Here is a 13,827-nt window from a genome sequence, read left to right as displayed (position 1 = left end):
CCCTGCCGGCCCGGCCACCGCACTTCGGGCGCCTGCGGGCGCCCGCCCGCCTTTTTCCGGACAGGAAGCTTCCATGTTCCGCTTCACCCATTTCTTCATCGACCGGCCGATCTTCGCCACCGTGCTCTCGGTGCTGCTGACGATCGCCGGCGCCATCGCGCTGCGCACGCTGCCGATCGCGGAGTATCCGGAGATCGCGCCACCCACGGTGTCGATCCGCGCCACCTATCCCGGCGCCTCGGCCGAGACGGTCGCCGCTACGGTGGCGACGCCGATCGAGCAGGAGGTGAACGGCGTCGACGACATGCTCTACATCACCTCGCAGTCGACCGGCGACGGCGTGGTGACGATCAACGTCGTGTTCAAGGCCGGCACCGACATCGACCAGGCGCAGGTGCTGGTGCAGAACCGCGTGTCGCAGGCCGAGCCGCGCCTGCCGCAGGATGTGCGTGCGCTCGGCGTCCAGGTGCGCAAGGCCTCGCCCGACTTCCTGATGGTCATCAACATGATCTCGCCGGACGGCTCGCGCGACCCGCAATACATCTCGAACTACGCCTCGCTCTATGTGAAGGACGTGCTCACCCGCGTCGACGGCGTCGGCGACGTCCAGGTCTTCGGCGCGCGCGACTTCTCGATGCGCATCTGGCTCGACCCGGCCAAGGTCGCGGCGCGCAACCTCACGGCCAGCGACGTGGTGGCCGCGCTGAGGGCAGCGAACGTGCAGGTCGCCGCCGGCGCGCTCAACCAGCCGCCGGCCAAGTCGAACGAGGCCTTCCAGCTCGCCGTCAACACGCTCGGTCGGCTCACCGACGTCTCGGAGTTCGAGAACATCGTCGTGCGCTCCGACGCCGATGGCGGCACGATCCGCGTGCGCGACATCGCGCGCGTCGAGCTCGGCTCGCAGGACTACACCACGAACGCCTATCTCGATAACAACAACACGGTCGCCATCGGCGTCTTCCAGCGCCCGGGCTCGAACGCGCTCGCGACGTCGGACGCGCTGATCTCGACCATGAACACCATGGCGAAGGATTTCCCGCCCGGGCTCGAACACCGCATCATCTACAATCCCACCGAGTTCATCGCGGAATCGGTCAATGCCGTGGTGCACACGCTGCTTGAGGCGATCATCCTCGTCGTCGTCGTGGTGATCCTGTTCCTGCAGACCTGGCGCGCCGCGCTTATCCCGATCGTCGCGATCCCGGTCTCGCTCGTCGGCACCTTCCTGATCATGAGCGGCGTCGGCATCTCGTTCAACACGATCTCGCTGCTGGCGCTGGTGCTGGCGATCGGCATCGTCGTCGACGACGCGATCGTCGTGGTCGAAAACGTCGAGCGCTACCTCGCCCAGGGCATGACGCCGGCCGAGGCCGCGCACAAGACCATGGACGAGGTCGGCGGCGCGCTTCTCGCCATCGCTCTCGTGCTCTGTGCCGTGTTCATCCCGACCGCCTTCATCAGCGGGCTTCAGGGCACGTTCTACCAGCAGTTCGCGGTCACCATCGCGGCCTCGACGGCGATCTCCTGCTTCGTCTCGCTGACGCTGTCGCCGGCGATGTCGGCGATTCTGCTGAAGCCCCACAAGCAGCATGACCCCAACGAGCGGCACGGTCTGGTCTACAGGCTCGGCGCGCCGGTCCGCTGGTTCTTCCACTATTTCAACGCCGGCTTCGACTGGCTGTCGCGGACCTATGGCCGCGTTACCTCACGGCTGATCCGGCTCGCTGTGATCCTGCTGATCGTCTATGCCGGCCTGATCGCGCTCACCGCGCAGCGCCTGATGCAGACGCCGACCGGCCTCGTGCCGCAACTCGACCGAGGCTACTTCATCGTCGCGATGCAGCTGCCGCCCGGCGCCTCCCTGCAGCGTACCGATGCGGTGCTGCGCAGGGCCAACGAGCTGCTGCAGTCGCGCCCCGGCGTGGCCCACACCGTGGCCTTCGCCGGCCTCGACGGCGCGACCTTCACCATCGCGCCGAATGCCGGCGTCGCCTTCGTCACGCTGTCGCCGTTCAAGGACCGCGAGAAGGAAGGGCTGACGACGCAGGGCATCCTGGCCGATCTGCGCCAGCAGATGTTCACGATCCCCGAGGCCTTCACCCTGGTGATCGAGCCGCCGGCGATTTCCGGCATCGGCAATGGCGGCGGCCTCAAAGGCTATGTGCAGGACCGCGGCGGGCGCGGGCTCGCCGCGCTCGAAGGCGCCGCCTGGACCGTTGCCGGCTCCGCCGCGCAGCTGCCCTTCATCGAGCAGCCCTTCACGCTGTTCTCGACGAAGACGCCGCAGATCTACGCCGATATCGACCGCACCAAGGCGGAAATGCTCGGCGTGCCGATCACCCGCATCTTCGAGACGCTGTCGATCTATATGGGCTCGGCCTACATCAACGACTTCAACCTGTTGGGCCGCACCTTCCGGGTCACGGCGCAGGCGGACAACCCCTTCCGCCTGACCACGCGCGACGTCGCCAGTCTCAAGACCCGCAACGCGGATGGCGAGATGGTGCCGATCGGTTCGGTCGCCGCCTTCCGCGACACGACCGGTGCCTATCGCGTGCCGCGCTACAACCTCTACCCGGCAGCGGAGGTGCAGCTCTCGATGAAGCACGGCTACTCGACCGGACAGGGCATCGCGGCGGTGGAGAAGATCGCGGCCGAGCGGCTGCCGGCGGGCTTCGGCTTCGAGTGGACCGAGATCGCGCTGCAGGAGAAGCTGGCGGGCAACACGGCGATCATCGCGTTCGGCCTTGCAGTGGTGTTCGTCTTCCTGCTGCTGGCAGCGCTCTACGAGAGCTGGCTGTTGCCGCTTGCGGTCATCCTGATCGTGCCGATGTGTATTCTGGCGGCGATGTTCGGGGTGAACTACGCCAATCTCGACCGCAACATCCTGGTCGATATCGGCCTGGTGGTGCTCGTGGGCCTGGCGGCGAAGAACGCGATCCTGATCGTCGAGTTCGCCAAGCAGGCGGAGGAGGAAGGCATGCACCGGCGCGATGCGGCCATCGCCGCGGCGCGGACCCGCCTGCGGCCGATTCTGATGACCTCGATGGCCTTCATTCTCGGCGTGTTGCCACTGACCATCTCGGTCGGCGCCGGCGCCGAGATGCGTCAGGCGATGGGCATCGCGGTGTTCTCGGGCATGCTCGGCGTCACCGTCTTCGGCCTGATCTTCACGCCGGTCTTCTACGTGATGGTGCGCTGGCTGGCGGAGCTGCGCGGCGGGCGTCGGAAGGCGGCCTCGGCGCCGGGCGATGCATCCGGCGCGCATGGCTGACCCGATCGCCGGGCGTCTCTCTCCATCCCGTCGGTGGGCATGGAATGGAAGGCCCCCCGACGAAGCCGAACAAGTAGAAGGGGCCGCGCAAGCGGCCCTTTTCCGTTTCGATCGTCGCTCTCAATGCCCGCTGAAGACGAGCAGCTTGATCGGCAGCACCGTCGCCTGGACCCGCAGCAGCAGCGCATGCACGAGGCCCACGGCATCGACGCCATGCAGCGCCATCTTCCGGAAGAAGCCGAGCTTTCCCGATTCGATCAGATCATGATTGTTGGAATAGGCGTTGGCGATGCAGCTGCTGCCGGGAACGACACCAACGAGGCCACCCTCGTAGAGCGGCTCCAGATAAGCGAGGATCGTTCCGGGCTGCCTCACCTGCTGGGCATCGACCAGCAATTCTCCGCCGCGGAACTGCCCGGCGGCGATGAAGTCCTGCACGTCGGTCACCACCATCGGGATGATCGTCCAGGGCTTCGACAGGCAGGTGACCTCGGCGATCATGCCGACCTTGAGCACCTGCGCCTCGACCTGGTTGAAGCCGGCCTGCAGAGCCCGGCGACCCGCATCTTCGGGGATAAGGACGCCAGCCGGGCGCATGAAGGGATTCACGACATCGCCGACGCGCAGTGCGAACTGTTCGATATGACCGGCGACGCCCGCCCTGACCAGGGTCTTGGACAGCTCGACCTCGGCCTGGGCCAGCGCCGCCTGGGCGCTCGCCTTCTCGGCGGGAAACAGCGTTGAGATCCGCGTCTGCGCCGCCTCCCGCGCCGCGGTCGCGGCACTCACCGCCGCCTGGCGGCCATCGGCCAGGTTCTGCAGGCGCTCGATCTCGCGTTCGGCGACGACACCGGCATTGCGGCTCCTCAGTTCCTGCTTGGTCCGCAACTCGTCCAGAGCCTGCTGATAGCCGCTCCTGGCTTCCGCGATCTTGGCCTCGTTGGTCTGGATGTCGACCCCCGCGACCACGACCGCCGCATCGATCTCGGCGATCTTGCGGCGCGCCGTCTCGACGGCGGCCTGCTGCTGGGAATTATCGAGCCTGAAGATCGGGGCACCCTGCGCGATCTTCTCACCCTGCCGGACATAGATCTCCGCCACCCGCCCGTTCATCTCCGGCACGATCGGCACCGTCCGGAAGAACAGCGCCGCATTGGTGGTGGAGGGGTGATTGTAGAAGATCACCGTGATCAGCCCGACCGCGAGCATCAGGCAGGTGACGAGGCCCCAGCGCAGCTCGAACCACACGGAGTAGAGCGTGATCTCATGGCCGAGGCGCTTGCCCTGGCCGTAGCGGCGATAGAGATAGTCGGGCAGGATCGTCAGCAGCGAGCATAGAAGGATCTCAAGCATGGCCGGGTTCTCCGTCCTGCTCGCCCTTCGCCTCCGCTACGTCCGGCTCCGGATCCCGCGCTCCTTCGCCAGGCGCCAGGCCGGCGAGCTTCTCCAGCGAGCCAGCCATCCGGCGCAGCGTTCCGAAGACATCCGGGACCTCGATCAGGGCGAGCAGCAAGCCCGCCACCCAGAACAGATGAATATGGGTGAAGAGCGCGAGCAGGCCGAGCACCGCGACGATCTCGAGCTGCAGCTTGTGGGCCTTGTGCGCCATCCGCTCCGGCAGCGTGTGCAGGCGCAGGAACAACAGGCCCACCGCGAGCACGGCACCAATGACGGTCGCGATCGCCACCATCAGCAGGATATCGGTCTCGCCGGGCGGCGTGATGAAGGATGGCAGATGCGGCGTGGCCGCAGGATGGATCGGACTTGTTGTCACAGGAGCCCCCAGCCTTGCGCTCGGGGCGGCTCCTTCTCCTCAGCACGCCTTTCGCGCATCAGCCCGCGCGCGAAACCATGCATCGAATGCCGGTTGCCCAAGCGTCAACCGATGTGACGCCCGCGCCGACGAAGAGTCAACAGGTCTTGCTGGCGAATGCCGAAGCGGCGCGCCCATCGTCAGCCAAGGCCTCGCGAGCCCTGGCCATCGCACAGGGCTCCCACAGAGCGCTCAGCCCCACCAGCGCTCGGCGACCGGAAAGCGACCCGCCGCCTGCTCGATCACCTCGCCGAGCGAGAACAGTGTCTCCTCGTCGAAAGGCCGGCCGATGAGCTGCAGGCCAAGCGGCAGGCCCTGACCGTCCACTCCCGCCGGCACAGCGATGCCAGGCAAGCCCGCCATGTTCACCGTCACCGTGAAGATGTCGTTCAGATACATCTCGACCGGGTCGGCCGAGCCCTTCTCGCCGATGCCGAAGGCGGCCGAGGGCGTCGCCGGCGTCAGCACGGCGTCGATGCCGTCGGCATAGACTGTCTCGAAATCGCGCTTGATCAGCGTGCGGACCTTCTGGGCACGCAGGTAGTAGGCATCGTAATAGCCGGCCGAGAGCACATAGGTGCCGATCATGATGCGACGCTTGACCTCGGGACCGAAGCCGGCGGCACGGGTCTTCTCGTACATCTCGACGATATCCCTGCCCTGCTCGCGCAGGCCGTAGCGGACGCCGTCATAGCGGGCGAGGTTCGAGGAGGCTTCGGCCGGGGCGACGATGTAATAGGCCGGCAGGGCGTATTTGGTATGCGGCAGGGAGATCTCGACGATCTCGGCGCCCGCCGCCTTCAGCCAGTCGATGCCCTTCTGCCAGAGCGCGTCGATCTCGGGGTTGAGCCCCTCCAGCCTGTACTCCCTCGGGATGCCGATCCGGCGGCCCTTCACCGAGCGGCCGACCGCGTATTCATAGTCCGGCACCGGCGCATCGACCGAGGTCGTGTCCTTCGGATCGTGCCCGGCCATGGAACGCAGCATCGCCGCGCAATCACGCACGGTCTTGCCGATCGGGCCGGCCTGATCGAGCGAGGACGCAAAGGCGACGATGCCCCAGCGCGAGCAGCGGCCATAGGTCGGTTTGATGCCCACCGTGCCGGTGAACGCGGCTGGCTGGCGGATCGAGCCGCCGGTGTCCGTCGCCGTGGCTGCAAGGCAGAGATCGGCAGCGACGGCGGCGGCCGAGCCGCCCGAGGAGCCGCCCGGCACGAGATGGTTGCCCTCGACGGCGCCCCCCTGCCCCGCGCCGACATTGGAACCTTTGCGGCGCCACGGATTGACGACACTGCCGAAAGCCGAGGTCTCGTTCGAAGAGCCCATGGCGAATTCGTCGTTGTTGAGCTTGCCGAGCATCACGGCGCCGTCGCGCCAGAGCTGGCTCGACACCGTCGATTCGTAGGGCGGCACGAAATTACCAAGGATCTTCGAGCAGGCGGTGGTGCGCACCCCCTCGGTGGCGAAGAGATCCTTGATGCCAAGCGGCAGGCCCTCCAGCGGGCGCGCCTCGCCCTTCGCCAGGTTCTCGTCGGAGGCGGCGGCCTGCTTCAGGGCGTGCTCCGGCGTCTCGAGCACATAGGCGTTGAGGGCCCGCCCCTTCTCGACGGCGGCGATATGGGCCTGGGTCAGTTCGGTGGCGGAGAAACGCTTGGCCTTGAGGCCGTCGCGGGCCTCGGTGAGCGTCAGGCGGGTGAGATCGGTCACGGGAATATTCCGGAGTTGGCTGGTCAAGGGTCCCTGGTCGGCGCTTCCCGCCTCCGGGGTGTTCGAAGGGCGCGGGCAGCGCCTACTCGATCACCTTCGGGACCATGAAGTAGTTGTCCTCGGAAGCCGGGGCATTGGCGACGATCTTGTCCGCGATCTCGCCGTCGTTGACCACGTCCTCGCGCTGCTTCATCGCCATGGGCGTCACCGAGGTCATCGGCTCGACGCCATCCACGTTCACCTCGTTGAGCTGCTCGACAAAGCCGAGGATGGCGTTGAGCTCGCCTTGCAGCTTGGGCAGATCGGCCTCCGGCACGGCGATGCGCGCGAGATGCGCGACGCGTTTGACGGTGGCGAGATCGACCGACATGGCGGGCTCCTGAATGGGGCGCGGATCGCGCCGGAAAACGGTTCGCCGCGCTATAGCAGATGGCGGCGCGTAAGTAAGGGCCAAGACGAAGCACGTCATGGTCGGGCTCGAGCCGACCATCCCCGCGTCATGCGATTCCCCGACCTTTCGCGGCGCGCCGGCCGAGGATGACCGCCGAGCTCAGATCGCGAAGGCCTCGCCCTTGCGGGGCAGGATGACCTCGATGCCGGTGCCTTGCATCCCGGCGACGAAGGCGTCGGCGTTCTGGTCGATGATCGGGAAGGTGCCGTAATGGGCGGGGATCGCGACCTTCGGCTTGACGAAGCGGCTCATCGCCAGGGCCGCGACCTTGCCGCCCATGGTGAAACGGTCGCCGATCGGGCAGATGCAGGCCTCGACGCCATGAATCTCGCTCAGCAGCGCCATGTCGGAGAAGATGTCCGTATCGCCCATGTGCCAGAGCGTCTTCTCGCCCTTCGCCTTGAGGATCGCGCCATTGGCGTTGCCGACCGGCACGCTGACACCGGCCTCGCCCATTCCCGCCGAATGATCGGCGCGGACGAGCGTAACGCTGAACGGGCCGAGATCGACAGTGCCACCGGTGTTCATCGGCTGAAACTTCTTCAACCCCTGCGAGGCGAGATGCATCGCGAGGTCGTAATTGGTGATGACCGTCGCGCCGGTCTTCCCGGCGATATCGAGGGTATCGCCGACATGGTCGCCATGGCCGTGGGTGACGACGATGTAGTTCACGCCCTTCGTGCACTCGATGGGATCGGCCTCGAAGGCTGGGTTCCCGGTGAAGAACGGGTCGATCAGGATGGCGGCGCCGTCGATATCGACGCGGAAAGCGGAATGGCCGTACCAGGTGAGCTTCATGCGCGGGTCTCCAGGCTTCCCAGGTTCGGCCTCTATCTAGGCCGATCCGCGCAAGCGACCAAGTCGACAATGCAGCCCGGGCCGTGCAGGCTTGCGCCATGACCCCAGAACGGAACCCCGCCATGACCGATGCCGCCCGAGTCGCACGCCAAGAGCTCGCCCGCCGGATCGCTCAGGGCCATGGCGACGAGCCGGCCGACCTGGTCGTCAGGGGAGCGCGGCTCTTCGATCTCGTTACCGGAGCGCTGGTCGAGACCGACATCGCCATCTGCGGCGACACCGTCGTCGGAACCTATGGCCGCTATGAGGGCAAAAACGTCATCGATGCGACCGGCCTGGTCGCCGTGCCGGGCTTCATCGACACGCATCTGCATATCGAATCCTCCCTGGTGACGCCGCTCGAGTTCGAGCGCTGCGTGCTGCCGCATGGCGTGACCACCGCAATCTGCGACCCGCACGAGATTGCCAACGTGCTGGGAACGGCGGGCATCCGCTATTTCCTCGCCTGCGCCGAGACGATGCGGATGGATCTGCGCGTCAACCTGTCGAGCTGCGTGCCCGCGACGCATCTGGAAACGGCGGGCGCCGCGCTCGAAGCGCTCGACCTGACGGCCCTGATGGACCACCCCAAGGTCATCGGCCTCGCCGAATTCATGAACTTTCCGGGCGTGATCCATCGCGATCCCGGCTGCCTCGCCAAGCTCGAAGCCTTCGCCGGCCGCCATATCGACGGCCATGCGCCGCTGGTGCGCGGCATGGACCTCAACGCCTATCTCGCCGCCGGCATCCGCACCGACCATGAGACGACGACCGCCGGCGAGGCCCGCGAAAAGCTCGCCAAGGGCATGGCGATCCTGATCCGCGAGGGCTCGGTCTCGAAGGATTTGCATCAGCTGATCCCGCTGATCTCGCGCGACGCCTCGCCCTTCCTCGCCTTCTGCACCGATGATCGCAACCCGCTCGATATCGGCGAGGAAGGCCATCTCGACTACATGATCCGCACGGCGATCGCCGAGGGCGCCGATGTGCTGGCGACCTATCGCATCGCCTCGCTCTCGGCGGCGCGGAATTTCGGACTGTTCGATCGCGGCTTCATCGGGCCGGGCAAGCGCGCCGATATCGTACTGGTCGAGGATCTCGCCGCCTGCTCGGTGAAGCAGGTTCTGACAGGAGGCCGGCTGGTCGAGGAGGCGCTGTTCGCGGACCGGGCGGTGATCGCACCGGTCGGACTCGGCAGCGTGAAGAGCCGCAAGCTCGCCCCTGCCGATTTCGCGGTGAAGGCTCGCGACGGCGAGACGCCGGTGATCGGCGTCGTGCCGGGGCGGATCATCACCGAGCGCTTGGCGATGGCCCTGCCCGCGCGCGACGGCGAGGCCCTGCCCGACCTGGCGCAGGATGCAATCAAGGTCACCGTGATCGAGCGCCACGAGAAGAATGGCGGCATCGCTGGCGGCTTCGTCCATGGCTTCGGCATGAAGCGTGGTGCCATCGCCTCCTCGGTCGGGCATGACAGCCACAATCTCTGCATCGTCGGCGTCGACGAGGCCTCGATGGCGGCAGCGGCCAACCGCCTGATCGAGATCGGCGGCGGCTTCGCCGTGGCCGATGGTGGCAAGGTCACGGCGGAGCTGGCACTGCCGGTCGCCGGGCTGATGAGCGAACAGCCCTTCGAAGCGGTGCGGCACGATCTGGAACGCTTGCGCGCCGCGGCGAAGGCGCTTGGCGTCGTGCTGGCCGAGCCCTTCCTGCAGGTCGCCTTCCTGACCCTGCCGGTGATCCCGCATCTCAAGATCACCGACAAGGGGCTGGTCGATGTCGATCGGTTTGATTTCGTGTGAGTGCCGGCGACAAACTAGCGCTTGTAAAGGGTCGAAAGCGGAAGTTGTCGACGGGCCGCTCTGATTTATTCTGCGCGTGGAATGGCTCACGCGAGGACAAACACTCAATGTCACTTCAGCGTTTCGACCATACGGAAGTACGCGAACGTCAATTTTACGTAGATTCCAGTCAACATCGATTCAGATTCAACCATCCGTCGATTAAGTTTCTCGCAACTTTGCGATAACGCACTTTGCAAAATCAGGGTGATCTGCAATAGTTTTAGAAAGTCTCTCTAACTGATTTAACTCGTTAGAATTCATCCTATCTTTAGCGTCATTAAAATATTTCATATCGATTTCCGAAGCTTTAGAAATAATCTTCTCCTTCGAAAGGTCGCCATTAAAATTAAGAAATATGATTTTATGCAGAGCGTCCGTAGCCAGTTTCTTTGCAGCGGGTATTACCGTATTCGAGTACCCGCGGAGAATTTCATGGTGCTTTAGGCATTCATCAACCATTCTGCTGACTGATTGCCGAAGAGCATTCTGATCTCCGCGCCCGAGCTGTACCAGCTTGCCGTTAGCGGGCGGCTCGGCTGATTGCGGCGGGATCAAATTCGCTATACTTATAGCAATAACAAATATAAAGAAAATAACGCTAATCGATCGATTTACCATCTCACGCCTACCTGATTCATCGCCTTTCGGATTGAGGGAACCTCAAAATGTTAATTCTCGATGAGAATAATGTAGAAAATTCCGAAAATTCAAACTGATTACCTAGAGCCTAGATCATGGGCCACCCCGTTGGGGCGGTCGCTAGATTTGGCTGCATCCGGCGCCACGGCAAACTGATCGGCATTTTCAGCGAGATCTCACCCAACATCAGAGATGGGTCGAAATCGGTCGCTCTCGATCGACCAACCTGCGCCCTAAATCCGCTCCTCCAACGCCGCCATGACCTTCTCCGCCACGAGCCCTGACACGCGCCCGTTCGACTCCACCGTGTTGCCGGCGATATGTGGCGTCAGGATCAAGTTCGGCGCGCCGGCAAAAACCTTGGCGGCGTCCTTGCCGAGCGGCTCCTGCTCGTAGACGTCGATCGCGGCGCCGCCGAGCTTGCCGGCCTTGAGCGCCTTGACCAATGCCGCTTCGTCCATGATTCCGCCGCGCGCCGTGTTGATCAGGATCGCGTCCGGCTTCATCCGGGCGATGGCCTTCGCGTCGATCATGCCGCGGGTCTCCGAGGTCAGCGGGACATGCAGGCTGATGACGTCGGCTTGCGCCAGCAATTCGTTGAACTCCAGCCGCCGCACGCCGCTCCAGGCGGGATCATCGACGGCCAAGCGCGGATGGTAGGCCGCCACCTCCATGCCGAGAGCGCGGGCATGATGGGCGACGTCGCGGGCGATCGAGCCGAAGCCGACGAGACCCATCAGCTTGCCGGCGATCTCGCGGCCGATCAGCTTGGTCTTGGGGAATTCGCCGGCGACCATCGCGGCATTGGCGAAATAGGCGCCGCGCAGCAGGGTCATCGTCGTGCCGATGACGTATTCGACGACGGAGAGGCTGTTGGCCCCGGTCGCCGGGAAGACGCGGATGCCGCGGGCAGCGCAGGCCTCCATGTCGAGATTGTCGAGGCCGACGCCGAGGCGGCCGATCACCCTGAGCCGCTTCGCCGCCGCCAGCACCTTGCCACGGACCTGCGTCTGGTTGCGCACGATCACGGCCGGCACATCGGCGAAGAGCCGCGCCATCTCGTCCGGGTTGGCATAGAGCTCGGGGTCGTAATGGACCGAAAAGCGCGCCTTGAGATTGGCAACGGCGGTGTCGTCCATGAATTCGGTGATGACGATATCGGTCATGGGGCGGTGCTGACGACGAACAGAAGGCGTTGATCGGGGCCGTAGAGCGGCGCGACGAAGGTCTCGATGAGTCGCCCGCCATTCTTCTCGATGATGCGGCGCGAGGCGTGATTGGTCGCGTCGCAGGTGATGGTGATCTCGGGCAAGCCAGCCTCGTGCGCCACGTCGAGCATCGCCGCGAGCGCGGCCGTGGCATAGCCGTGGCCGGCGAAGGCCGGCAGGATGGTGTAGCCGACATGGCCCAGCACGTGCTCCGGCAAGGCCAGCACCGGCCGGCCCGCGGCATCCTCCTGCCAGCGCAGGTTGATCGAGCCGATGAAAGGGCGTTCCGGCCGATCCTCGGCGAAGATCCAGCGTGTCGGTCCGGGCATGCGATCGACCTCACGGCCGTCCGGCAGGCGGATGCGGCCGGGGCCGCCGCGGATTTCGGCGAGGAAGGCGTCGGGATCGGCGGCGATGGCGGCGAGATGCTCGGGCGCAACGTCGCGCGTCGTATTCGGCGACCAGCCGCCGCGCAGCGCCGCTTGATAGGCACCGAGCAGGGATTTGTCGGGGGTCTGGAGCGAGATGCGCGCCGGCACGGGATATCCTTCCATGGCGGCGGCGACGATAGGGCGATCGGGCAGCCTGTGCGAGCGATCAGGCCCGATATCGGCGCGGCGACGGCCATTCCCGCCGCGCAACGCCCGCTCGCCGGGCGCGAACGCTCGCAAGCGCCGGCCGGGCGTGGTACCGCGCAGGAATGACCAGCGCCATCGTCCCGCTCGAAAGCTTCCTCGACCTGCCGGCGCATGCACGGCTGCTCGGGCTCGATCTCGGCACCAAGACGATCGGGCTCGCCCTGTCGGACGTCGAGCGCCGCATCGCGACGCCGCTCGAGACGATCCAGCGTGTCAAATTCGGGGTCGATGCTGCCGCCCTGCTCAAGATCGCGGCAAAATACAGCGTGGCAGGGCTGGTGATCGGCCTGCCGCTCAACATGGACGGCAGCGAAGGGCCGCGGGTGCAATCGACGCGGGCCTTCGTGCGCAATCTTTCGCCTCTGACCGACCAGCCGATCGTGTTCTGGGACGAGCGGATGTCGACGCTGGCGGTAACGCGCACCCTGCTCGATGCCGATGCCTCGCGCGCCAAGCGGGCGGCGGTGGTCGACAAGATGGCGGCGGCCTATATCCTGCAAGGTGCGCTGGATCGGCTCGCCCGCCTCGCCCCGGCGCCCGAAGGCGACGAAGAGTTCGAAGCGTGACGGCCGCCAACCCCGCGATCCTGCGACCGCCCCAGCGCGGCGGCTGCAGCCACCGCGTCGGCCCGGATCCCGCCGGGGAAACGGTCCTGCGAACGTCCCGGCTGATCCAAGCCTAGCGAAACGGGCCTAGCGATTGAAGAGGAGGCCCTTCTTGAAGGCCTTCTTCTGCGCCTCGCGCTGGTTCTTGATGGCGCGCTTCTGTTCCTCGATCGTCATCCCCGCCATCGGATTGGCGGGGCGCCGATCGCCATAGCTCTCACGCCGGCCATAATCGCGGCGATCATAGCCGTCCCGCCGGTAGCCGTCGCGGCGATCGAACTCGCGGCGGTCGTCGCGGCCATACCCCCTGCGCGCACCGCCGTCGTCCCAGCCGCGCTCATGACCGCCACCGTAATACTGGGCCGAGGCGGGTTGCAGTGTGGCCAAGCCGACAACGGCCAGCCCCAGCCCCGCCAGCAATACGGATCGAAACATCGTCATTTCGGTGGTGTCCCCCAACCTGCAGGAACCGCGAACGCGGTGAGAATCGGCCCGCACCATGGCGCGGGCCGATGACATATATCAGGCGCGATGACGCCGCAGCTCAGCGATAGCGGTCGTCGCGGAAGTCGTAGGGCGCAGCGTAGTAGCCATAAGGCGCGTAACGCGGCGCGACATAGACCGGCGGCGGAGCGGCATAGTAGCCGTCGTAGTAGGGATCATAGGAGCGAGCGCTCGCCGCAGCAGCGGCCGCACCCAGAATGCCCAGGCCGATGCCGGCCGCGATCGCGCCGCCGCGCGACGGCCCGCGCCATCCGCCCCGATAATGGCGGTGACGATACTGGCTGTATGCGGCCTGCGCCTTGTCGAGCCT

11 protein-coding genes and 1 pseudogene are annotated in these 13,827 nt (G+C 65.7%); 3 read left to right on the top strand and 9 right to left on the bottom strand.

What is annotated here, in order from left to right:
* Positions 1-73: 73 nt before the first annotated feature.
* A complete protein-coding gene (locus BGO20_RS11950; protein ID WP_291663802.1) occupies positions 74-3,274 on the top strand; it encodes an efflux RND transporter permease subunit in 3,201 nt (1,066 codons plus the stop codon).
* Positions 3,275-3,394: 120 nt separating this feature from the next.
* On the opposite strand, the gene BGO20_RS11945 is transcribed toward BGO20_RS11950, so the two are convergent.
* The 5 genes from BGO20_RS11945 to BGO20_RS11925 form a co-directional block, all read right to left on the bottom strand.
* Positions 3,395-4,627 (bottom strand): HlyD family secretion protein, encoded by a 1,233-nt coding sequence (locus BGO20_RS11945; RefSeq protein ID WP_291663803.1) that lies wholly within the window; start codon positions 4,625-4,627, stop codon positions 3,395-3,397.
* The gene (locus BGO20_RS11940; protein ID WP_291663804.1) at positions 4,620-5,048 is read right to left on the bottom strand and encodes a hypothetical protein; all 429 of its coding nucleotides are present in this window, start codon (positions 5,046-5,048) and stop codon (positions 4,620-4,622) included. Before BGO20_RS11940 ends, BGO20_RS11945 begins: the two co-directional genes overlap by 8 nt.
* Positions 5,049-5,279: 231 nt before the next feature.
* Positions 5,280-6,794 carry an Asp-tRNA(Asn)/Glu-tRNA(Gln) amidotransferase subunit GatA gene (gatA, locus tag BGO20_RS11935; RefSeq protein ID WP_291663805.1) on the bottom strand — a complete coding sequence of 505 codons (1,515 nt, stop codon included), beginning with the start codon at positions 6,792-6,794 and terminating at the stop codon, positions 5,280-5,282.
* An 82-nt stretch (positions 6,795-6,876) separates the two neighbouring features.
* Positions 6,877-7,164 carry an Asp-tRNA(Asn)/Glu-tRNA(Gln) amidotransferase subunit GatC gene (gene gatC, locus BGO20_RS11930; protein WP_291663806.1) on the bottom strand — a complete coding sequence of 96 codons (288 nt, stop codon included), beginning with the start codon at positions 7,162-7,164 and terminating at the stop codon, positions 6,877-6,879.
* A gap of 180 nt (positions 7,165-7,344) precedes the next feature.
* Complete coding sequence (locus tag BGO20_RS11925) at positions 7,345-8,043, bottom strand: metal-dependent hydrolase (RefSeq protein WP_291663807.1); 699 nt, start codon at positions 8,041-8,043, stop codon at positions 7,345-7,347.
* 122 nt (positions 8,044-8,165) lie between these two features.
* Here BGO20_RS11925 and ade point away from each other — a divergent pair, with 122 nt between their 5' ends.
* Entirely contained in the window at positions 8,166-9,881 is a 1,716-nt protein-coding gene (gene ade / locus BGO20_RS11920) for an adenine deaminase (RefSeq protein ID WP_291663808.1), read from the top strand.
* Between the two features lie 914 nt (positions 9,882-10,795).
* On the opposite strand, the gene BGO20_RS11915 is transcribed toward ade, so the two are convergent.
* Together BGO20_RS11915 and BGO20_RS11910 are read right to left on the bottom strand one after the other, a co-directional pair.
* The gene (locus BGO20_RS11915; protein ID WP_291663809.1) at positions 10,796-11,728 is read right to left on the bottom strand and encodes a hydroxyacid dehydrogenase; all 933 of its coding nucleotides are present in this window, start codon (positions 11,726-11,728) and stop codon (positions 10,796-10,798) included.
* Positions 11,725-12,309 carry a GNAT family N-acetyltransferase gene (locus BGO20_RS11910; protein ID WP_291663810.1) on the bottom strand — a complete coding sequence of 195 codons (585 nt, stop codon included), beginning with the start codon at positions 12,307-12,309 and terminating at the stop codon, positions 11,725-11,727. Before BGO20_RS11910 ends, BGO20_RS11915 begins: the two co-directional genes overlap by 4 nt.
* 161 nt (positions 12,310-12,470) lie before the next feature.
* Here BGO20_RS11910 and ruvX point away from each other — a divergent pair, with 161 nt between their 5' ends.
* A complete protein-coding gene (gene ruvX / locus BGO20_RS11905) occupies positions 12,471-12,974 on the top strand; it encodes a Holliday junction resolvase RuvX (protein WP_291663811.1) in 504 nt (167 codons plus the stop codon).
* A 126-nt stretch (positions 12,975-13,100) separates the two neighbouring features.
* Here the strand turns inward: ruvX and BGO20_RS11900 are convergent, their stop codons facing one another.
* A complete protein-coding gene (locus BGO20_RS11900; RefSeq protein WP_291663812.1) occupies positions 13,101-13,454 on the bottom strand; it encodes a hypothetical protein in 354 nt (117 codons plus the stop codon).
* Between the two features lie 103 nt (positions 13,455-13,557).
* Positions 13,558-13,827, bottom strand: a pseudogene (locus BGO20_RS11895) (hypothetical protein); the annotation flags it as partial.

Origin of the sequence: Allobosea sp. 67-29, assembly GCF_001898115.1 — a bacterium.
Lineage (GTDB): Bacteria > Pseudomonadota > Alphaproteobacteria > Rhizobiales > Beijerinckiaceae > Allobosea.
The sequence above is the reverse complement of the archived record's forward strand: the minus strand, read 5'-3'. Positions and strand labels throughout refer to the sequence as shown.